12 protein-coding genes are annotated in these 22,873 nt (G+C 64.9%); 1 reads left to right on the top strand and 11 read right to left on the bottom strand.

Going from position 1 to position 22,873, the window contains the following annotated elements; all coding sequences use genetic code 11:
• Window positions 1-22: 22 nt before the first annotated feature.
• The 4 genes from N2605_RS16545 to N2605_RS16530 are packed head-to-tail and all read right to left on the bottom strand — an operon-like array spanning window position 23 to window position 9,188.
• Entirely contained in the window at window positions 23-3,124 is a 3,102-nt protein-coding gene (locus N2605_RS16545) for an efflux RND transporter permease subunit (RefSeq protein WP_260347262.1), read from the bottom strand.
• Entirely contained in the window at window positions 3,124-6,273 is a 3,150-nt protein-coding gene (locus tag N2605_RS16540) for an efflux RND transporter permease subunit (protein ID WP_260347261.1), read from the bottom strand. Before N2605_RS16540 ends, N2605_RS16545 begins: the two co-directional genes overlap by 1 nt.
• A 37-nt stretch (window positions 6,274-6,310) precedes the next feature.
• Window positions 6,311-7,714 (bottom strand): efflux RND transporter periplasmic adaptor subunit, encoded by a 1,404-nt coding sequence (locus tag N2605_RS16535; protein WP_260347260.1) that lies wholly within the window; start codon window positions 7,712-7,714, stop codon window positions 6,311-6,313.
• A complete protein-coding gene (locus N2605_RS16530) occupies window positions 7,704-9,188 on the bottom strand; it encodes an efflux transporter outer membrane subunit (RefSeq protein WP_225125458.1) in 1,485 nt (494 codons plus the stop codon). Before N2605_RS16530 ends, N2605_RS16535 begins: the two co-directional genes overlap by 11 nt.
• A 640-nt stretch (window positions 9,189-9,828) precedes the next feature.
• Here N2605_RS16530 and N2605_RS16525 point away from each other — a divergent pair.
• Window positions 9,829-10,863, top strand: coding sequence for a cysteine synthase A (locus N2605_RS16525; protein ID WP_260347259.1), 1,035 nt, complete (start codon window positions 9,829-9,831; stop codon window positions 10,861-10,863).
• A gap of 61 nt (window positions 10,864-10,924) precedes the next feature.
• Here N2605_RS16525 and N2605_RS16520 read toward each other — a convergent pair whose 3' ends face one another.
• The 7 genes from N2605_RS16520 to N2605_RS16490 all read right to left on the bottom strand — a co-directional run bounded on the left by N2605_RS16520 (window position 10,925) and on the right by N2605_RS16490 (window position 22,506).
• Window positions 10,925-13,162 carry an O-linked N-acetylglucosamine transferase family protein gene (locus N2605_RS16520; protein ID WP_036027978.1) on the bottom strand — a complete coding sequence of 746 codons (2,238 nt, stop codon included), beginning with the start codon at window positions 13,160-13,162 and terminating at the stop codon, window positions 10,925-10,927.
• A gap of 118 nt (window positions 13,163-13,280) precedes the next feature.
• The gene (locus N2605_RS16515) at window positions 13,281-15,554 is read right to left on the bottom strand and encodes an O-linked N-acetylglucosamine transferase, SPINDLY family protein (protein WP_036027977.1); all 2,274 of its coding nucleotides are present in this window, start codon (window positions 15,552-15,554) and stop codon (window positions 13,281-13,283) included.
• 114 nt (window positions 15,555-15,668) lie between these two features.
• Window positions 15,669-17,900, bottom strand: a complete 2,232-nt coding sequence (locus N2605_RS16510; RefSeq protein ID WP_036027976.1) for an O-linked N-acetylglucosamine transferase, SPINDLY family protein — start codon at window positions 17,898-17,900, stop codon at window positions 15,669-15,671.
• A 92-nt stretch (window positions 17,901-17,992) separates the two neighbouring features.
• A complete protein-coding gene (locus tag N2605_RS16505; RefSeq protein WP_035999552.1) occupies window positions 17,993-18,730 on the bottom strand; it encodes an amino acid ABC transporter ATP-binding protein in 738 nt (245 codons plus the stop codon).
• A gap of 11 nt (window positions 18,731-18,741) precedes the next feature.
• Window positions 18,742-20,262 carry an amino acid ABC transporter permease gene (locus tag N2605_RS16500; protein ID WP_036027975.1) on the bottom strand — a complete coding sequence of 507 codons (1,521 nt, stop codon included), beginning with the start codon at window positions 20,260-20,262 and terminating at the stop codon, window positions 18,742-18,744.
• Window positions 20,259-21,464 carry an amino acid ABC transporter permease gene (locus tag N2605_RS16495; RefSeq protein ID WP_036027974.1) on the bottom strand — a complete coding sequence of 402 codons (1,206 nt, stop codon included), beginning with the start codon at window positions 21,462-21,464 and terminating at the stop codon, window positions 20,259-20,261. The genes N2605_RS16500 and N2605_RS16495 overlap by 4 nt, the downstream gene beginning before the upstream one ends.
• A gap of 25 nt (window positions 21,465-21,489) precedes the next feature.
• Window positions 21,490-22,506 (bottom strand): amino acid ABC transporter substrate-binding protein, encoded by a 1,017-nt coding sequence (locus N2605_RS16490; RefSeq protein WP_036027973.1) that lies wholly within the window; start codon window positions 22,504-22,506, stop codon window positions 21,490-21,492.
• Between the last annotated feature and the right edge of the window lie 367 nt (window positions 22,507-22,873).

Here is a 22,873-nt window from a genome sequence, read left to right as displayed (position 1 = left end):
CTTCGCGCGGCGCTGCAACAACCTATTCCGCCGGTGCCGCCAGCGGACGCGGCTCGGATCGCCGCCGCAGGCGGTCGATCAGCAGGTAGATCACGGGCGTCGTGTACAGCGTCAGGATCTGCGAGACGAACAGGCCGCCGATGATGGTGATGCCGAGCGGCCGGCGCAGCTCCGTGCCGGGGCCGGTCGCAATCACCAGCGGAATGCCGGCGAACAGCGCCGCCATGGTCGTCATCAGGATCGGGCGGAAGCGCGCCTGGCAGGCCTCGAAGATCGCCTCGGCCGAGGACAGCCCGCGCTGGCGCTCGGCATCGAGCGCGAAGTCGACCATCATGATGCCGTTCTTCTTGACGATGCCGATCAAGAGGATGATGCCGACGAAGGCGATCACCGTCAGCGGCGTGTTGGTGAGCTGCAAGGCCAGCAGCGCACCTAAGCCGGCCGAGGGCAGCGTCGAGATGATCGTGAGCGGATGGGCGAGGCTCTCATAGAGCACCCCGAGCACGATATACATCGCGACCAGCGCGCCGAGGATCAGGAGCGGCTGACGACCGCTGGTCCTGGCGAAATCGCCGGCATTGCCGTCGAAGCTGCCGCGAATACCTTCGGGCATGTGCAACTCGTCGACCGCGCGCTGGATGTTCTGGGTCGCCGCCTGAAGCGGCACGTCCGGCATCAGGTTGAAGGACACCGTGGTCGATGGGAACGACTGCGAATGATAGACGGCGAGCGCAGCGAGCCCGCGCGTCGCGCGCACCACGGCCGACAGCGGCACCTGCGCATCTCCCGCGCCGGCGACGTAGATGCGATCGAGATTGAAGGGGTCGACCTGGAACTTCGGGTCGATCTCCAGCACGGTCATGTACTGGTTCCGCTGGGTGTAGATGATCGAGATCTGCCGCTGTGCGAAAGCGTTGTTCAGCGCGTTGTCGATGTCCTGGACCTTGACGCCGAGCGCGGACGCCTTCTGGCGGTCGATGGCGAGCGTCAGCTGCAGCCCGCCGGGATCGCGATCGCTGGAGATGTCGGTGATGCCCTCCACGCTCTCCAGGCGCTTGGCAACGATTGGCGCCCATTTCTGCAACAGGCCGAGATCGGTGCTGGTGAGCGTATATTGGTAGTCGGAATCGCTCTGACGCCCGCCGGCCCGCACGTCCTGGGCAGCGAACATGAAGAGGCGGATGCCGGGCACGGGATATAGTGCGCGCCTGAGCCGTTCGATCACGACCTCAGTCGACACGTGGCCACGTTCCTCCGGCGGCTTCAGGCTGATGAACATGGTGCCGCGGTTCGAGGTCGCCGGACCCGGGCCCCCGCTGCCGACCGTCGAGCCGATGCCGGCCACGGCGGGATCCTTCATCACGATCTCGGCGAGCCGCTGCTGCAGGCCGAGCATCGACTGGAACGAGGTGTCCGCCGAGGCGCGCGTCGCGCCGATGATGAAGCCGGAATCGTCCGTGGGGAAGTAGCCTTTGGGGACCTTGATGTAGAGCGTCACCGTGAGCGCGATGGTGGCGAAGAACACCAGCAGCGTCAGCAGCGGGAATTCCAGCACGGTGCGCAGGGTGCGGGCGTAGAACACGATGGTGCGCGACAGCGCGCCTTCGATGATGCGGTCGAACAGCGTTGCCGTGCCGGAGGTGGCCTGCCGGATGTAATGGGCGCAGATCATCGGCGTGACCGTCAGCGACACCAGCGTCGAGACCAGGATGGCGAAGGTCAGCGTCAGCGAAAATTCGCGCAGGAGCCGACCGACGACGCCGTCCATGAAGATCAGCGGCGTGAAGGCCGCGATCAGCGACAGGCTGATCGAGACCACGGTGAAGCCGATCTGCTTGGCGCCCTCCTGCGCCGCCCGGAACGGCCGCATGCCTTGCTCGAGGTTGCGGAACATGTTCTCGATCATGACGATGGCGTCGTCGACAACGAAGCCGACGGAGATGGCGAGCGCCATCAGCGACAGGTTGTCGATGGAGAAGCCCGCAACCCACATGCCGGCGCAAGTCCCGGCGAGTGCCAGCGGCACCGAGATGCCGGCCGCGATGGTCGGCGTCAGCCGCCGCAGGAACACGAACACGACGACCATCACCAGGACGGACGTTGCCAGCAGCGTCCATTGCATGTCCAGCACGCTGGCGCGGATCGTGCCGGTCCGATCGACCAGGGTGGAGATCTCGACACCGGCCGGGATCCACTGCTTCAGCTCGGGGATCAGCGCCTTGACCCGGTCGACGGTGTCGATGACGTTGGCATCGCCCTGCTTGGTGATCTGGATCAGAACCGCCGGTTGCCTGTTGAACCAGGCTATCGAGCGGACGTTGCGGACGGAATCCTCGATGTCGGCGACATCCGACAGCCGCACGAAATTATTGCCCGAGCTCTTGATGACGATGTCGCGGAACTCCTTCGCCGTGCGCATCTGCTTGTTCAGCGACAGCGTCTCGCTCTGGCGCTCGCCTTCGAAGATGCCGACGGGGCCGAGCGCGTTGGCGGCGATGATCGCGGTTCGCACGTCGTCAGTGGCGATTCCAGCATTGGACAGCGCAACCGGGTTGAGCTGCACGCGCACGGCCGGCTGGTCGGCGCCGGAGATCGACACGTTGCCGACGCCCGGCACCTGCGAGATGCGTTGCGCCAACACGCTATCCGCGACGTCGTAGATCGCCGACGGAGAGATCGTCTTGGAGGTCAACGCCAGCACGAAGATGGGTGCACCGGCCGTGTTTGCCTTGCGGAAACGCGGCAGCGTCGGCAAGTCGCTCGGCAGGTCGACCATCGCGGCGTTGATGGCCGCCTGCACGTCGCGCGCGGCCTTGTCGATGTTGCGGCCTATGTCGAACTGAAGCTGGATGCTGGTCGTGCCGAGGCTCGAGGTCGAGGTGATCTGGTTGATGCCGGCGATCTCTCCCAAACGTCGCTCCAGTGGCGAAGCGACCGTCGCCGCCATCACGGACGGATCGGCGCCGGGCCGGCTGGCGGAGACGAAGATGGCGGGAAAGTCGACGTTCGGGACCGAGGCGACCGGCAGGAACCGGTAGGCGACGACACCCAGCAGGAACAGCCCGATCGACAGCAGCGTGGTCGCGACCGGACGGCGGATGAAGGGCTCCGAGATCGATGCCATCACTGCATCCCCTCGGTCGCGCCGGCGACCGGCGGGCCGCCGGATCCAGCCGGCGGCAGTGCCTGCTCGAACCGGCGGTTGATGCGGTCGAGCGCCAGGTAGATCACGGGCGTCGTGTAAAGTGTCAGGAGCTGGCTGAGCAGCAGGCCGCCGATGATGGAGATGCCGAGCGGAAAGCGCAGCTCGGCGCCGGTGCCGCTTTCGATCGCGAGCGGCAGCGCCCCGAACAGCGCCGCCAGCGTCGTCATCATGATCGGACGGAAGCGCAACAGACAGGCCTGCACGATGGCTTCACTGGGCGACATGCCCCGCCCGCGCTCGGCCTCGAGCGCAAAGTCGATCATCATGATCGCGTTCTTCTTGACGATGCCCATCAAGAGGATGATGCCAATCAGGCCGATCACCGAGAGGTCCTGTCCGCACAGCATCAGTGCCAGGATGGCGCCGACGCCGGCCGAGGGCAGCGTCGACAGGATCGTGATCGGATGGATATAGCTCTCGTAGAGCACCCCTAACACGATGTAGATCGTGATGACGGCGGCGAGCAGCAACCAGGGCTGGCCGGCGAGTGCCTTGGCGAATTCGGCGGCGTCGCCGGCATAGACGCCGACGATACTGCCCGGCATGCCGATGCGGGTCTCGATCACCTTTACGGCTTCGACGGCATCGCCGAGCGCCGCGCCCGGCGCCAGATTGAAGCTGAGCGACACCGACGGGAATTGCGCCTGATGCGAGATCGCGAGCGGCGCCGTGGTCCGCTTCAGCGTCGCCACGGCCGACAGCGGCACCTGGGCATTGGGCGCGCCCGCGGTGGCGCTCGCGGCACCCGGCAGATAGAGCTTCGACAGGATCGAGGGATCGCGCTGATACATCGGCAGCGCCTCCAGCACCACCCGGTACTGGTTGGCCTGGCCGTAGATGGTCGAGATCTGCCGCTGCGCGAAGGCGTCGTTCAGCGTGTCGGTGATTGCTTGCAGGCTCACGCCGAGCTGGCCGGCGCGCGTGCGGTCGACATCGAGCTGCGCCCGCAGGCCGCCCTCCTGCGCCTCGGAGGAGACGTCCCGGAACAAGGGATCGCGCCGCATCTCCGCAACCAGCTTGCGCGCCCATTCCGAGACCAGCGTCGCATCGGTGCCGGTCAGCGTGTACTGGTATTGCGAGCGGCTCGACTGGGTCGAGATCTGCACGTCCTGCACCGGCTGGAAATAGACGGTCATGCCGGGGATGCCGGAGACCCGCTCCTTCAACCGGGTCACGACCACGCTGACATCGTCTTGGCGCTCGCCGCGCGGCCGCAAGCTCATGACGAGGCGGCCGACATTGGTGGTCGGGTTGACGGAGCCCGCACCGATCACCGAGACCACGCCGACCACATCAGGGTCGGCCCTGATGGCCTCGGCTGCCTCGGCCTGCCGCCTCTTCATTTCCGCAAACGACACGTCGGGCCCCGCCTCCGTCACCGCCGTGATCGAAGCGGTGTCCTGCAGCGGCAGGAAGCCCTTGGGCGCGACGACATAGAGCACCAGCGTCGCGATCAGCGTAACGAAGGTCACGACCAGCGTGGCGCGCTGGCGCTCCAGCACCCACAACAGCGATCTGTGATAGGCATCGACCGTGCGGTCGATGAAGCGGCTGATCGCGGCCAGTCCCGGCACGGCCAGCTCCTCGTGCGCGTGCTTGAGCAGCCGCGAGCACATCATCGGTGTCAGCGTCAGCGAGACCACCGCCGAGGTCACGACCGCAATCGTCAAGGTCAGCGCGAATTCGCGGAACATGCGCCCGACCAGGCCCGACATGAACAGGAGCGGGATGAAGACCGCAATCAGCGACACCGTCAGCGAGATCACGGTGAAGCCGATCTCGCTGGCGCCCTTGCGCGAGGCCTCCATCGCGCCGTCGCCATTTTCCATGTGGCGCACGATGTTCTCGATCATCACGATGGCATCGTCGACGACGAATCCGGTGCCGATCGTGAGCGCCATCAGCGACAGATTGTCGAGGCTGAAGCCGGCAAAATACATGATGCCGAAGCTCGTGATCAGCGACAACGGCAGCGCCACGCCGGCGATCACGGTCGCGCGCAACGAACGCAGGAACAGCAGCACGACCAGCGTCACCAGCACGACGGCAAGGACCAGAGTGAATTGTACGTCGCGCACCGAGGCGCGGATGGTGACGGTGCGATCGGAGACGATGGTGAGATTCACGCCGGCCGGGATCGCGCGCTGCAGTTTCGGGATCTCGGCGCGGATCTGGCTGACGACGTCGATGACGTTGGCGCCGGGCTGGCGCTGGATGTCGAGGATGACCGCCGGCGTGCCCTGGTACCAGCCGCCGGTGCGGTCGTTCTCGAGGCCGTCGACGATCTGGGCGACGTCGGCAATGGTCACCGGCGAGCCGTTGCGATAGGCGATGATGACGGGCTTGTAGGCTTCAGCCGCCGCGATCTGGTCGTTGGCGGCGATGATGTAGGATTGCTGCGCGCCGTCGAGCGAGCCTTTCGGCCCCGAGACATTGGCATTGGCGATCGCGGTGCGCAGATCTTCCATCGCGATGCCGTAGGCTGCAAGGCGCGCCAGATCGGCCTGGATGCGCACGGCCGGCTTCAACCCGCCCAGCACGGACACGCGCCCGACGCCGGAGATCTGGCTCAAACGTTGCGCCAGAATGGTGTCGGCGATGTCGCTCATCACCCGCAGCGAGATCGTGTCCGAGCGCAGCGCCAGCGTCATCACCGGCGCATCCGCCGGGTTCACCTTGGCGTAGGTCGGCGGGTAAGGCAGCGTCCTCGGCAGCACGCCCGCGGCGGCATTGATCGCGGCCTGCACGTCCTGCGTCGCCCCGTCGATGTCGCGGTTGAGCTCGAACTGCAGCGAGATCTGGCTGACGCCGAACGAGCTCGTCGAGTTCATCGCCGAGAGCGACGGGATCTGCCCGAGCTGCCGCTCCAGCGGCGCGGTGATCAGCGAGGCGATCACGTCCGGACTCGCGCCCGGCAGCTGCGTCGTCACCTGCACGGTCGGGAAATCGACCTGCGGCAGCGCCGAGACCGGGAGTGCGAAATAGCCGAGCAGCCCGCCGATCAGAAGCGCGATGCCGAGCAGCGAGGTCGCGATCGGCCGGCGGATGAAGGGTTCGGAGACACCCATGGGTTATGCCTGCCGCTTCAAGCGGCTGTTGTCGGGATCATGGCTGCTTGGCTCCACTTTCCGATGCCCCCGGCCCCGGCGCCGGTCCCGTCTGCCCCTTCTGGTCGCCTTCACTGCTCTTGCGCTTGGCGCGCAACTCGCCGTCCTTGGCTTGGCCGTCCTTCTGCCCGTCCTTCTGGCCTTCGTTAGCACCATCCTTCTTCTGAGCGTCCGGTGCGCGCGAGCGCTTGCGCGGGGCAAGATCGGCCGACGGAGTCTGGTCATCGCGGCCGACGATCACCTTGGAGCCGTCGGACAGATTTGCGAAGCCCGTGGTGACCACCCTCTCGCTCGCCGACAGGCCGCTCGCGATCACGGCGTCATGCTCGTTCTGCTGGGTCACCGTCACGGGCTTGGCCGAGACGATGTTGTCCGCGCCGATGACGTAGCTGAAAGTGCCGATCGGGCCGCGCTGCACCGCCGAGGTCGGCACCACCAGCGCCTGCGTCAAGGTCTCGACCTTGAGGCGGACATTGACGAACTGGCCCGGCCAGAGCTGGTAATTGGCATTGGGGAATTCGGCCTTGAGCTTGAGCGTGCCGGTGGTCTGGTCGACCTGGTTGTCGATGCCGGTGAGCTTGCCGGTATCGATCACCGTGATGCCGTCATTGCCGAACACGTCGACCGCGAGCGGCCCCTTCGCCGCTGCCGCGTTGACGCGCATGATCTGCTGTTGCGGCAGGCTGAACCACACCGCGATCGGCTGCAATTGCGTGATCACCACGAGGCCCGTGGTGTCGGAGGCATGGATGATGTTGCCCTGGTCGACTAGGCGCAGGCCAACGCGGCCCGAGATCGGCGCCACGATCTTGGTGTAGCTCAGCGTCGCCGCCGCGTTGTCGATCGCAGCCTGGTCGGCCTTGACCAGCGCCTCGGTCTGCGCGACCAACGCACGCTGGGTGTCGGCCTGCTGCTTGGAGCCGGCGTTGGAGGCCGCGAGCTGCTCGTAGCGCGCGAGGTCGATGCGTTGGTTGGCGAGCTGGGCCTGATCCTGCGCCTTCTTGGCAACCGCCTGGTCGTACTGCGCCTGATAGATCGCCGGATCGATTTCGCCGAGCACGTCGCCCTTCTTGACGTCCTGGCCTTCCGTGAAGTTGACCGCGATCAGCTTGCCATCGACCTGCGAGCGCACGGTCACGGTGTTGAGCGCGCGGATCGCGCCGACGCCGTCGAGATAAACCGGCACGTCCTGGATGCGCGGGCTCGCCGCCAGCACCGGCACCGGCAGATCGGGGCGCTGATTGCGGTTGTTCGTCTGCTGCTGTTGCATGACGATCCAGCCGACATAGCCGAGGCCGGCGAGGATCGCGAGCGTGATCAGGGTCATGACGAAGCCGCGGCCGCGCGATCGCTTCGCTGTCCCCTCTCCCGCTCCCTGCTTGGTGTCCGGCTTAAAGAGCATTGACCGGTTTCTCCATTCGCGGCTCCCAGCCTCCGCCGAGCGCCTGGTACAGGCTGACGATGGCCAGAAGCCGTGCGAGTTGGGCCTGCCACAACGCGTCTTCCGCCTGGAACAGGGTCAGCTGGGTGTTGAGCACGGTCACGATGTCGGCGGTGCCGGCGCGCAATTGCTGCTCGGAGAGATCGAAGGCGCGACGCGAGGCGGCGACGACGTCGCGCTGCAATTGCAGCCTGATCGTGGTCTGCTTGATCGAGAACAGCGCGTTGTCGACGTCGGCAAAGGCCTGGATGATGGTCTTGCGATAGGTTTGCAGCAGCTCGTCCTGCCGCGCCTTGGCCAACTCGAAATTGCCGAGGATCCTGCCGCCGTCGAAGATCGGCTGTGTCGCGCTGCCGACGAGCTGGAAGAAGGCCGCATGCGGCTGGAAAAGCGAGACCAGCGCCGAGCTCTGGTAGCCGCCATTGCCGGTGAGCTGGATGGTCGGAAAGAATTGTGCCCGGGCATTGCCGATGTTGGCGGTGGCCGAGGCGAGCTGCGCCTCCTGTCGGCGGATGTCCGGCCGCTGCGTCAGCAACTCCGACGGCAGGCCGGGCGTCACGCGCGGGATCGCGATCCGGTCCAGAGAGCCGCCGTGCACGCGCACGCTCTCCGGCGGCCGCGACACCAGCACGGCGAGCGCGTTGACGTTCTGGTCCAGCGTCTGGCGCAACGGCGGCACCAGCGCCTTCTGGTTCGCCAGCACGCTCTCCTGCTGGGCGACGTCGAGGTCGGTGCCGGTGCCGGCCCTGCGGCGCTCCCTGACCGCATCGAGGATGCGCTGCGCGCTCGCGATGTTGCGCTGTGAGGTCCTGATGCGGTCCTGCGAGGCCAGCACCTGGAAATAGGCGTTGGCGACGGCGGCGAGCGTGGTCAGCGCGACCGTGTCGCGATCGAAACGATTGGCGTTCGCCGTCTCCTCTGCCGATTGCAGCGCGTCGCGGTTCTGGCCCCAGAAATCGAGCTGATAGCTCGCGCTCAGCGAGGCCGAATAATTGACGACCTCGCGCCCGCCGATGGACAGTCCCGAAGCGCTCGAGCCCGATGTGCGCGAATAGGTTTCGGATCCGCCTGTCGAGACACTCGGCAGCAGCGCCGCGCCGGCCTGCCGCGCCTGGGCGTCGGCCTGGACGATGCGCGCCACGGCCGCGGCGATGTCGAGATTGACGGTCTGCGCCTCCTCCATCAGCTGCGTCAGCTCCGCAGAGCGGAAGCCGCGCCACCAATCCAGCGACGGCGGCGCGTCGCCCTTCCCGGCATATTTGTAATGCGTGGGAACGTCGAGCGCGGGATCGGGAAGATCCTGGGTCAGCACGCAAGCCCCCGAAGCCGCGGCGAGGCACAGCACCGCAGTCCATCGCGCCGCGCGCAGCGTTCGGAGTGCAGAACCGCGAGACCGCCGCGAGGCGACCACTGGAACTTGCTGTGTCACATCCACCCCCCGCCGGGCAGATCAAGCCGCCGCAACGCTGCCGGATTAACCGATTCGCGGCAGGGTGGTCGGGAGGCTTTGGACGACGCGCTCACAGTGATGATGCTTTCTGCGGAACCTGAGCTTCATACTAGCCGGGCGCGGAACGGCGGGACAGTGCCGCAATTGCGAGATGCCCGTGCCAACGAGGCGGGAGCGAACTGACAAGAATGCGAAAAGCGGCTGTCTCGCAGAGACTTTCTTCATTGCGAAACATTGGGAAAACGTAAGCAAGCTTACCAAGATTTCATGTGATATCGCGGCCACACCCACTGCTGCAGGGTTCGCTTCGCCTCTCCCGCTGCGGCGGCTGAGGTTCTTACCACCGAGGGACAACCGCATTTCTAGATAATCCCCCGCGAACAGGACACGCGCCCTGTCGCGACCCGTTTCGCCCGTGGCAAGAATTGATCGCAACAACGTTGATCGGGAGCGCAATCGTTTCGTGCACGGGCCGGGGTTGGGCCATTTCCTACTGCAGGCATATCACTGTTTCCGCGGGCGTTTCGGTCGGGTTCGCCGCAGCGCAAAAGCCTTCCCCTTTGGCCTCCCAAGCACTAGGTTCGGGCCAAAGCCGATCAACCCCTTGGTAGTGATTTTCCCCGACATGACCATTCGCAACGACGTTGTCGAAGCCATCGGCAACACCCCCCTGATCAAGCTCAAGCAGGCTTCGGAATTGACCGGCTGCACCATCCTGGGCAAGGCCGAGTTCATGAATCCCGGTCAGTCGGTGAAGGACCGCGCCGGGAAATGGATGATCCTGGAGGCCGAGAAGCGCGGCGAGCTGAAGCCCGGCGGGCTGGTGGTGGAAGCGACCGCCGGCAATACCGGCATCGGCCTTGCCGTGGTTGCGAGCGCGCGCGGCTACCGCACCCTGATCGTGATCCCGGAGACGCAGAGCCAGGAGAAGAAGGATTTCCTGAAGCTTTGCGGTGCCGCGCTGATCGAGGTGCCGGCCCTTCCCTACGCCAACCCCAACAACTACCAGCATGTTGGCCGGCGGCTCGCCGACGAGCTGCGCAAGACCGAGCCCAATGGCGTGCTGTTCGCCGACCAATGGAACAACCTGGACAACGCCAAGGCACATTACGAATCCACGGGGCCTGAGATCTGGGAGCAGACCGGCGGCAAGGTCGACGGCTTCGTCTGCTCGGTCGGCAGCGGCGGCACGCTGGCCGGCGTCAGCCGCTATTTGAAGGAGAAGAACAAGAACATCCGCATCGCCTGCGCCGATCCGCATGGCGCCGGCATGTACGAATATTTCAGGACCGGCGATCCCAAGGCGACGCCGGGCGGCTCGATCACGGAGGGCATCGGCCTCAACCGCGCCACAGCGATCGTCGAAACTGCCAAGGTCGACGATGCCTATCTCATTCCCGACACCGACGCCGTCAGTGCGATCTACGAGCTGCTCCAGCACGAAGGTCTGTGCCTCGGCGGCTCGACGGGCATCAATGTCGTCGGCGCGATGCGGCTTGCGAAGCAGCTCGGGCCCGGCAAGACGATCGTCACCGTGCTGTGCGATTCCGGCAGCCGCTATCTGTCCAAGCTGTTCAACGCCGACTTCATGCGCGCCAAGAACCTGCCGGTGCCGGAATGGCTGGAGAAGCGCAGCAACATCAAGCCGCCCTTCGTCTGATCGTCACACGCATCATCGGGCCGAAGGCGCAGATCCACAAAATCTGCGCGGTTCGGCCGGCTTAAGCGACCTCCCCGCTTTCCGAGGCCGCGGCACAATAGTCGCGCCAGAACTTGCGGTAGCCCTCCTCGACCCTGCGCGTGTAGGTTTCGACATTACCCGCGGCCGAAGCCGCGATCCGGGCCGGCAATTCCGCGCGCAGCCTTGCCAGATGCGCGGGCTGGGCAGCGAATTTGCACGCGATCGCGGCGTAGCCCTCGTCGTCCTCGGCCACCCAGTCGTCAAGACCGACGGCGGCCACGATGGAGCCGCCGGCGCGCGAGGATGCGCCGTGGCCGAGCTTGGCGACGACCGGAACGCCCGCATAGAGGGATTCCCAGGTGCTGACGCCGCCGTTCTGCGGAAACGGATCGAGCGAAATATCGACCAGCGCGAAGGCTCGCAGATGATCGGCGCGCTCGGACGAGCCGAGGCAGGTGATCCTCTCCTCGGCAATCCCGTGGGCGACAAAGCGCGCGAGAAGGCCGTCGCGCACCAGGGGATCGTCGAGCAGCGTATGCTTGATGATGATCTTCGATCCGGCCACCTCCCGCATCACGTTCGACCACACGCGAATGGCCTCGTCCGAGATCTTGTTGACGCGGTTGAACACGCCGAAGGTGACGTAGCCGTTGCGAAGCATGGGAAGCTCCGAAGGCGGCACATCCAGGATAGGATCGATCGTGATCAGGCACGGCAGGTCATAGACCTTTTCGGCCAGCAGATGCCGCGCCGATTGCGGAATGAAGACAGGGTCCGCGAGCACGTAGTCCATCGTCCGAAGGCCGGTACCGGTCGCGTGCCCGAAGCCCGTGACCTGTATGGGAGCCGGCTTGCGGGCGAAGATCTGAAGCCTGTTGCCCGACGAGTGCCCGGACACGTCGATCAGGATATCGACCTTGTCGGCCTCGATACGATCGGCCAGTTCGTCGTCGAACATCTGCCAGGCATCGACCCAGCCGTCTGCCGCCGACTTGAATTCGGCTGTGATCGCATCTTGAGTCGGCGAACACGAATAGCAGACGACCTCGAAGCTGGCATGATCGTGATGGCGCAGCACCGGCAGCAAGCCGAACGCCGCCGAATGATACCAGAATTCGGCGGAAACATAGCCGATCACGATCCGCCTGTCGGGATCGAGCTGCCGGGGGGCGAGCTTCCTCTGCGGCACGCGGGCACCGATCGCTTCGCCCCAGGACCGTCGCGTCGCCTGCTGGATAGTGAAATCGGCGTCGGGGAGAAAGTCCAGATAGTAGATCTTCCGCGCCATCAAGTCTGGATCCGGCGAGATCGCCAACGCGGCGTCGAGATGTTCGATTGCGGACGCGATTTCTCCCTGATTTGCAAAACAGGAGCTCAGCAACGCCAATGCGATCGTGGAATGTGGATTCTGCTCGAGCAAGGTCGTGCAGGCCAGGATCGCCTGTGCGGTGTTTCCCAGGCTGAGCGAGACCTCCGCCTTGCCCCGCAAGGCCATCTCGAACCGGGGTGAAAGCGCAAGTGCCGCATCGAAGTCCGCTGCCGCCTGTTCCAGCCGCGACAGGGACGAATTGAGGCGTCCGCGCTGCGCCAGGATCTTCGCTGAATCGGGCTTGATCGCGAACGCCGCTGCGAGTGCAGCCTCCGCCTCATCGTAGCGCTTGAGCTCGATGCTGACCACGCCCTTGCCGATCAGCGCTTCGACGTGGCGCGGCTGAAACAACAGCGCGCGATCAAAGCTCTCCCTGGCGCGGTCGAACCGGAACAGCGCCAGCTCCGCCACGCCACGATTGCAAAGCGCGTCGGCGTAGTCGGGCTTCAGCTTGATGGCGCGCTCGTAGACCTCGATGGCCTGTTCGGGCAGGTTCATCTGGAGCAGGATGTTGCCGAGGCCGGCCAGGGCCGGGGTAAAACTCGGCTTCAGCGCGATCGCTTTCTCCTGACAGGCGCGCGCCGCTTCCAGTTTCTGAAGCACGAAGTAGACGGCCGCGAGATTGCTCTGAGCCTCGTGCGAACGCGGATCGATCGCAATCGCGCGCTCGAGCAGCTGTTGCGCTTCGTCGAGGCGCCCGCCCTGCTGCACGCTGAGGCCGAGCACGTGCGTCGCGTCGAAATGATCCGGAACGGCTTGCAAGATCTGGCGGCAGAGCGCCTCGCTCTCCGCATATCTGCCTTGACCATAGGCGCTCGCCGCGGCGGAGATGACGGCGTCGGCCTGCTTCTTCAATTTCTTCTGCAATCGCGCATTCTGGAATGCGCGCGCGCCGACGCTGCTCTGCAAGGTGTCTCTCCGGAAGATGGCCCAAGGCCGAGTCTAACTGATTCGCGCACCGACCCGGCCGGGCTGCCGGACCAGAAATCCGTCCGGGATATCCCGGGGGTCGCCTGCAGGATGCGGCTCAGGAGCCGCCAGGTGCGTCCGCCCCGCTGACCGCAGCGTCGCCGTGCTCGGCGGCAGCGGCACAATAGTCGCGCCAGAACTTTCGGTAGCCCGCCTCGAGCTCACGCGTGTAGATCTCGACATTGCCGGCGGGCGAGGCTGCGATCTGGGCCGGTAAGCCCGCGCGCAACTTTGCCAGATATTCGGGCTGCGAGGCGAACTTGCGGGCGATCTCGACATAACCGTCGTCATCCTCCGCGACCCAGTCGCCGAGGCCGACGGCCGCCACGATGGAGGCGCCAGCACGCGAGGAGGCTCCAATGCCGAGCTTGGCCACGACCGGAACGCCCTTGTAGAGGGATTCCCAGGTGCTGATGCCGCCGTTCTGCGGGAACGTGTCGAGGGAAATATCGATCTTGTCGAAGGCCATCAGATGGTCGTCACGCGAGGTGGTGCCGAGGCAAGTGATGTCCTCCTCCGCAATACCCTGTGCGATGAAGCGTGCGACCAGGCTATCGCGCAGCAGGGCATCGTCGAGCAAACCATGCTTGAGGATGATCTTCGATCCCGGCACTTCCCGCATGATGCGCGACCACACGCGGATCGCATCATCCGAGATCTTGTAGATGCGGTTGAACACACCAAAGGTGACGTAGCCGTTGCGGAGCATCGGCAGCTCGGAGGGCTTTAGATTGGTGACCGGCTCCATCGTGATCAGGCACGGCAGATCGTGGATCTTCTCGGGAAACAGATGCCGGGCCGATGGGGGAATGAAAATGGGATCGGCGAGCACGTAATCCATGGTCGGCATGCCCGTACCCGTCGCGTGTCCGAAGCCGGTGGCCTGGATCGGAGCCGGCTTCCGCGCGAAGCATTGCAGCCTGTTGCCGGTCGTGTGGCCGGAAACGTCGATCAGAATGTCGACATTGTCGGCCTGAATACGATCGGCGAGCTCGTCGTCCGACATCTGCCAAGCGTCGACCCAGACATCCGCCAGCGCCTTGAACTTGGCGGTGTACTCGTCCGCCCCCGGCCAGGCGTAATAGCAGACGATCTTGAACTTGGCGTGATCATGATGGCGCAACACGGGCAGCAAGGTGAGTCCCGCCGAGTGTTGTCGGAATTCGGCCGCGACATATCCGACCACAATCTGCTTGTCCGGATCCAGCGGCCGCTTCGGCAGCGTCCTTTGCGGAATCCTCGAGCCGATTGCATCCCACCAGGACTTTCGCACCGCCTGCTGGACCGCGAAATCCGCCTCCGCAAGGTAGTCCAGCAAGAAGATCTTGCCTCTGATCGCGTCTCCATAGTCCGGTCGGAGCGCCAGCGCGCGATCGAGATATTCAATCGCGGATTCCATATCTCCCTGGTTCGAATAAGCGAAGCCCAGAAGCGCCAACCCCATCTCCGAGCGAGGATTTCGCTCGATCAAGGTCGTTGCGGCCGCCATCGCCTGCGCGGTCCTTCCCATGACGAGGCAGACCTGCGCCTTGCCCCGAAGGGCCAGCTCGAGCTTGGGCGAAATCGCAAGCGCCGCATCGAAATCCGCCAGCGCCTCCTGCAGGTGCTGCAGCTCGTAACTGAGCCGTCCGCGCTGGGCCAGAATTCGTGGCGCGCCTGGCTTGATTGCGAGGGCCTGAGCGAACTTGGCTGCGGCCTCCTCGTGGTGCCGCAGCTCCATGCTGACCATGCCGCTGCCGACGATGGCCTCGGCGTGACGCGGCTGAAACAGCAGGGCGCGATCGAAGCTCGCCTTGGCACGCATGATCTGCCCAAGCACGATCTCGACCATGCCGCGATTGCAGAGCGCATCGGCACAATCCGGTTTAATCTTGATGGCGCGCTCGTGCATCTCGAGCGCCTGTTCGTACAGCCCCATATGCATCAGCGTGTTGCCGAGATTGGTCAATGCGACGGCGAAACTCGGCTTCAGCGCGATCGCCCTCTCCTGGCAGCGCCGCGCCTCTTCGTAATTGCCGAGGTCGAAATGCACGGTCGCGAGATTGTTATGGGCATCGTGCAGGCGCGGATCGAGCGCGATCACGCGCTCCAGCAGCTCTCTCGCCTCCTCGAGGCGCCGGCCGTCATGGGCGCACATGCCGAGCAGGTGAATGGCGTCGACATGATCCGGAAGGGCTTTCAGGATCTCGCGGCACAGCGCCTCTGTCTCGGCGTATCGGCCCTGGCCATAGGCGTTCGCCGCTGCGGCAATGACGGCGTCGGCCTGCTTCGTCAATTTCTTCTGCAATCGCGCATTCTGGAACGCGCGCGCGCCGCCGCCGCTCTTCTGCAAGGTGTCTCTCCGGAGGATGCCCTCAGCAGAGTCTAACTGATTCGCGAGCCTGGTCGGCCGGTCACCGGAGGCGCTCCGCCTCCGGGATTTCCCGGGGCCCGGCGCAACATCTTCCTAGGCCAGCTCCGAGGCGGCGGCGCAATAATCGCGCCAGAACCGGCGATAGGCCGCTTCGACCTCGCGCGTGTAAAACTCGACGTCGCCGGCCGGCGAGGCTGCGATCCGAGCCGGCAGATCCGCCCGCAGCTTTGCCAGGTAGGCCGGCTGCGCCGCGTGTTTGCACGCGATCGCGGCATAGCCCGCGTCATCCTCGGCGAGCCAGTCCTCCAGGCCGACGGCGGCAACGATGGAGCCGCCGGCGCGCGACGAAGCGCCGCGGCCGAGCTTGGCGACCACGGGAACGCCGGCATAGAGGGACTCCCAGGTGCTGATGCCGCCGTTCTGCGGGAAGGTGTCGAGGGAAATGTCGACGATCGCGAAGGCCCGCAGATGCTCGGGACGCGAGGTCGAGCCCATGCAGACCACGTTCTCTTCGGCGATGCCCTGTGCCGCGAACCGCGCGATCAGTCGATCGCGCAGCAATGGATCGTCAAGCAGCCCGTTCTTGACGATGATCTTCGATCCCCTCACCGCATGCATGACGTTCGACCACACCCGGATGGCTTCGTCCGAAATCTTGAAGATGCGGTTGAACACCCCGAAAGTGACGTAGCCGTTGCGGAGCATGGGTGGCTCTGAAGGCGGAATGTCCAGGATCGGATCGATCGTGATCAGGCACGGCAGGTCGTGCACCTTCTCGGCCAGGAGATGGCGCGCCGATTGCGGGATGAAGATCGGGTCCGCGAGCACGTAGTCCATGGTTTGAAGGCCTGTCCCCGTGGCGTGCCCGAAGCCTGTGACCTGGATCGGCGCCGGCTTGCGGGCAAAGACATGAAGCCTGCTGCCGGTCGTGTGCCCGGAGACATCGATCAGAATATCGATGCCATCGGCCTGGATGCGGTCGGCCAGCTCGTCATCGGACAATTGTGCGGCATCGACGAAGACATCCGCGAGAGGCTTGAAGCTCTCCGTCATCTCGTCCTGCACCGGCCAGCAGGAATAGCAGACGACCTTGAACTGGGCGTGATCATGATTGCGCAGCACCGGCAACAGAGAGTATGCCGCCGAGTGGTTCCTGAATTCGGATGCGACGTATCCGATCACGATCCGCCGGTCAGGATCGAGTGGCCGCGGCGCCAGCGTCCTTTGCTGCAGCTTCGCGCCGATCGCGTCCCACCAGTATTTCCGCGCGGCCTGCTGGGCGGCGAAATCGGCCTCCGGCAGGTAGTCCAGCACGAAGATCTTGTATCCGATCGCCTCCGGAAAATCCGGCGCGATCTCGAGCGCGGCGTCGAGGTGCGCGAGCGCGGTCGCGATGTCTCCCTGGTTCACAAGGCACGCCGCCAAAAGCGCCAACCCCATCTCGGATTGCGGATTGACCTTGAGCAGCGTCTTGACGCCTGCCATCGCCCGCGCCGTGTTGCCCGCGAGAATGTCGATCTGCGCCCGCCAGCACAGCGCGAGCTCGAGCCGTGGCGATTGCGCCAGCGCCGCGTCGAGGTCCGCGGCCGCCTGCACCAGCCGGGACAAACTTAGGTTGAGCCGTCCACGCTGCAGCAGAATCCGCGGCGAACCCGGCTTGATCGCGAGCGCGGCGTCGAAGGCGGCGCCCGCTTCCGCGAAGTGCCGAAGCTCGAGGCTGACCATCCCCCTGCCCGCGATCGCCTCGGCGTGAGATGGCTGAAATGTCAGGGCACGGTCGAAGCTCGCTTTGGCGCGCTCGAACTGGCCCGTCATCAATTCCGCCATGCCGCGGTTGCAAAACGCATCGGCATAATCCGGCTTCAGCCTGATCGCCCGCTCGTGCAGCCCGATCGCCTCGTTGCCGAGGCCGATGTGCAGCAACGTATTGCCGAGATTGGTCAGGGTGATCGGACAATTCGGCTTGAGCGCGATGGCCTTCTCCTGGCAGGCGCGGGCGCCAGCGAATTTCTCCAGCGCGAAATAGACCGCCCCGAGATTGCCGTGCGCATCGGGCGAACGCGGCTCGAGTGCAATTGCACGCTCGAGCAGGAATTCCGCCTCATCGAGCCGCCCGCCGTCGAACGCGCGCAGGCCGAGCAGGTGCGTGGCATGAAAATGATCCGGCACCTCCTTCAAGATCTCGCGGCAGAGCATCTCGGCCTCATCAGGCCTGCCCTGCCCGAGTGCCTCGATCGCGAAGGCCATGACGGCGTCCGCCTGCTTCTTCAGCTTCTTTTCCAGTCGCGCATTCTGGTATGCGCGCACGCCAGCACTGCTCTGCAAGGTCTCTCTCCGGAGATGGTCCGAAAAGAGGCAAGCCGATTCGGATGGTGCCAGGCTTGCGGTCAGACCGGCGAGGCCACGGGTCGCCGGACTCAGCGCAGAATCTGGCTCAGGAACAGCTTGGTGCGGGCGTGCTGCGGGGCGGCGAAGAACTCGTTCGGAGTGTTGGCCTCGATGATCTGCCCGGCGTCCATGAACACGACGCGGTTGGCGACCTCGCGGGCAAAGCCCATCTCGTGAGTGACGACCAGCATGGTCATGCCTTCCTCGGCGAGGTCGACCATGGTGTCGAGCACCTCCTTGACCATCTCGGGGTCGAGCGCCGAGGTCGGCTCGTCGAACAGCATCACCTTCGGGTTCATGGTCAGGGCTCGCGCGATCGCGACACGCTGCTGCTGGCCGCCGGACATCTGACCCGGAAACTTGTTGGCCTGGTGCGGGATCTTGACGCGCTCGAGGAACTTCATCGCCGTCACCTCGGCGTCCTTCTTGGGGATGTTGCGGACCCAGATCGGCGCCAGCGTGCAATTGTCGAGCACGGTCAGATGCGGGAACAGGTTGAAGCTTTGGAACACCATGCCGACTTCACGGCGGACCGCGTCGACGTGCTTGAGGTTCGGTCCGAGCTCGATGCCGTCGACGACGATCTCGCCTTCCTGGAATTCCTCCAGCGCATTGATGCAGCGGATCAGCGTGGACTTGCCCGAGCCCGAGGGGCCGCAGATCACGATGCGTTCGCCCTTCTGCACCGCGAGATCGACGTCACGCAGGACGTGGAATTCGCCGTACCATTTGTTCAGGCCGGAAATCTTGACGATGGGCTCGGACATGGTGGCCTCGATCAGTTGCGGCGGTGGGCGTTGAGGCGGTGCTCGACGAACAAGGAATAGCGCGACATGCCAAAGCAGAACAGGAAGTAGATGATCCCAGCGAAGGCGAAGCCGGTGAACGCCGTCGACGGCGTCGACCATTTCGGATCCGCGAACGAGGCGCGCAGCGAGCCGAGCAGATCGAACAGCGCCACGATCGAGACCAGCGAGGTGTCCTTGAACAGCGAGATGAAGCTGTTGACGAGGTTCGGAATGACGTGCCGCAGCCCCTGCGGCAGCACGATCAGCGAGGTCGTCTTCCACCAGGACAGCCCGAGGGCGGCGGCCGCCTCGCTCTGCCCGCGCGGGATCGCCGCCAGCCCGCCGCGGACGTTCTCGGCCTGATAGGCGCCGGTGAACAGCGCGATGCCGATCAGCGCACGCACCAAGCCGTCGACGGTGAAATTGCCGGGAAGGAACAGCGGCAGCATGTAGGTTGCGAAGAACAGCACGGTGATCAGCGGCACGCCGCGCCAGAACTCGATGAAGGCGATCGAGAAGATCCGGATCAAGGGAATGGTCGAGCGGCGGCCGAGCGCGAGCGCGATGCCGATCGGCAGCGAGGTGACGATGCCGGTGACGGACACCACCAGCGTCACCAGGAGACCGCCCCACAGATTCGTCGTCACGATCGGCAATCCGCCGTGGTCGAGGTCCATCAGCCTGATGACGATGGCGATGCCAATGAAGGTAGCGATGCTCGACGCCAGAGCCCGCCCGCCGGTGCGAACACCACCGCCGAGAGCGAAGGCGATCAGGCAGACGATCGCGGCCGTGACGGCGAAATCCGCCCAAACCGGCTGGCCGGTGCCCTGGAGATAATCGCGCAGCCAGGTGAGCGGAAAGATCAGCCAATGGATCAGCGTACCGAGCAGCACGATGAGGCTCCCGAGCGCCCACAGCAGCGGACCGACCGCAGAGGTCCTGCCCGATGTGATCAGCGCTTGTCCGGCACCGACGATGCTCTCGTCGAACAATTGCAGTAGGCCGGCCGTCCAGCTCAGCCCGAAGCCCTTGATGCCGCCGCCGTGCAGCAGGAAGAACGCCACCACCGGAAAAGCGACGAAGAACAGGCCGGCATTCAGGCTCTTGGCCGGCAGCCGCGGAATGAGCAGCGGCAACAGCAGGACGACTGCAAGCAACAGCGTCAAGTTCACCCGCCAACGCTCGGCCTCGGGATAGAAGCCGTAGATCAGTTGCGGGAGCTTCGCCTGGATGTAGGGCCAGCAGGCGCCGACCGCAAAGCCGGCGTTCTCGGCGAGGCACGCGGTGCGGTCCTTACCGCTCCAGACCGCATCGACCAACAGGAACTTGACGGAGGGAACGATGGTGAACCAGAGCAGCAAGGCGCCGACGATCGTCAGCAGGATGTTGGTCGGCGAGTTGAACAGGCGCGTGCGCATCAGGCCGATGAAGCCCGTGGTCTTCACCGGCGCCGGACGCTCGGCGAGCAGGTCCTGGCGGACGAAGCTGGACGAGATGACATCGCTCATGCGCCGAGGCTCCGGCTGACACGCCAACCGTAGACGCTCATGATCGCGCTGGTCAGGAGCGAGATCAGGAGATAGACGCCCATCGTCATGGCGATGATCTCGATCGCCTGCCCGGTCTGGCTCAGCGACGTGCCGGCAAACACCGACACCAGGTCAGGATAGCCGATCGCGACCGCCAGCGACGAGTTCTTGGTGAGATTGAGGTACTGGTTGGTTAGCGGCGGCACGATGACGCGCATGGCCTGCGGCACGACGATGAGGCGGAGCGTGGCGCCGCGGCTGAGGCCGAGCGAAGATCCCGCCTCCATCTGCCCCTTGTGAACGGACAGGATGCCAGCGCGCACGATCTCGGCGATGAAGGCGGCGGTATAGGTCGCCAGCGCCACCGTCAGCGCCACGAATTCCGGGATGATGCGTGAGCCGCCGGCGAAGTTGAACCCCCTCAGCTGCGGCAGCTCGAAGGTGAAAGGCAGACCGAAGACCAGCATCGTGGCCAGCGGAAGCCCGAACAGCAGGGCCAGCACGGAAGGCCAGATGCGGATCACCTGCCCGCGCTGAAACAGCGCTCGCCTTGCGTAGACGCGCAGCGCCAGTGAGGCGACGATGCCGAGCGCCAGCACCGCGAGGAACGGCGCGAGACCGCTCTGACCGATCGGGCTGGGAATGACGAGGCCCCGATTGCTGATGAAGGCAATGCCGAACAGGGAAATGCTCTGCCGCGGATTGGGCAAGGCCGCGAGCACCGCCAGATACCAGAACAGGATCTGGAACAGCAGTGGCAGGTTGCGGATGACCTCGACATAGATCTCGCCGACCCGCGACAGCAGCCAATTGGGCGACAGCCGGCACAGCGCGACGATGAAGCCGATCACCGTGGCGAAGACGATGCCCACCACGGAGACCACGAGCGTGTTCAACAGCCCGACCACGAACACGCGCAGGAACGTGTCCGAGCCGGTATAGGAGATCAGGGTCTGATTGACGTCGAAGCCGGCATTGTTCCTGAGGAAGCCGAAGCCGGCGGCGATATGCTGGTTCTCGAGATTGGCCCGCGCATTGGAGACGATCTCGTAGCCGATCCAGCCCAGGATCGCCGCGAAGGCAAACTGGACGGCAACGCCGTTCCAGCCTGCCTTGCCGCCCAGAATGCGCCGTATCTTCAGCGCGATCTGGGGCGGCGGTTTTCGAGCCTCGGTGCTCATGCCGCTGCCGGCCGATCAGGGCTGATCAGCGGATCGGCGGCGCGTACTGAAGACCGCCCTTGTTCCAGAGATTGTTGACACCGCGATTGATGCCGAGCGGCGAACCGGCGCCGACGGTGCGATCGAACACCTCACCGTAATTGCCGACGGTCTTGACGATCCGCACCACCCAATCCTTGGTCAGGCCGAGCTGTTCGCCGAAATTGCCGTCGCTGCCGAGCACGCGCTTCAGCTCGGGATTTTCCAGCTTCGCCTTCTCGTCGATGTTCTTCGAGGTCACGCCGAGCTCTTCGGCGGTGAGCATCGCGAACAGCGTCCATTTCACGATGTCGAACCACTGGTCGTCGCCGTGCCGCACCATCGGGCCGAGCGGCTCCTTCGAGATGATCTCGGGCAGCACCATGTGGTCGTTGGGGCTGGCGAGCTTGAGGCGGTTGGCGTACAGGCCCGACTGGTCGGTGGTGAAGACGTCGCAGCGGCCGGCCTCATAGGCCTTGACGGTCTCGTCGTTGGTGGCGAACGCGATCACCTCGTACTTCATGTTGTTGGCCTTGAAGTAGTCGGCGAGATTCTGCTCAGTGGTGGTGCCGGTCTGCACGCAGACCGATGCACTGTTGAGCTCGAGCGCCGAATTCACCTTGAGCGACTTCTTCACCATGAAGCCCTGCCCGTCGTAATAGGTCACGCCGGTGAAATTGGCGCCGAGCGAGGTGTCGCGCGAGATGGTCCAGGTGGTGTTGCGCGAGAGCACGTCGACCTCGCCGGATTGCAGCGCCGTGAAGCGGTCCTTGGCCGACAGCGGCACGAACTTGACCTTGGTCGGATCGTTGAAGATGGCGCCGGCAATGGCGCGGCAGACGTCGACGTCGATGCCGGTCCAGTTGCCCTTGTCGTCGGGCGAGGAGAAGCCCGGCAGGCCCTGGCTGACGCCGCAGGACACCATGCCCCGATCCTTGACGGTCTTGAGCGTTTGCGCATCGGCGGCTTGGGCGGTGAGGCCGGCGGCGAGAGCAAGGGAGAGAGCCAGGGTTACGCGTTTCATGGGCTTTGGGCCTTTCAAGGTCGTCTCAAGGTCAGGAATGTTGTCTTAGGATCGTCTCTGCCAAACCAGGTCCTTCAAGAATCCGGCCTTGCAAGAGTCATGCTGGAAAACCTTGCCGAACACTCGCCGATCTCGGGAGCCCATACCTTCATCCCCGCCGCCGGCGCCCGCCATCTCTTGGCTGTGACGCGACGTCCGGTCAGGCAATGGATCGAAGGTCGCGGCAGGCCCCTCAACATGCGGCGACTGAATAGCACCTGCGCATCACAGAACGACTGGCGTTCCGGGTCAAGGGGTTGACGGGACTCTTCTGTGTTCTGTTATTAACGACCGCGGCCTTTCGGTCGGCCCAGGGGCGCGATGCGTC

This window comes from Bradyrhizobium yuanmingense, assembly GCF_025200905.1.
Lineage (GTDB): Bacteria > Pseudomonadota > Alphaproteobacteria > Rhizobiales > Xanthobacteraceae > Bradyrhizobium > Bradyrhizobium yuanmingense.
This window is presented reverse-complemented; position numbering and strand designations above follow the sequence as displayed.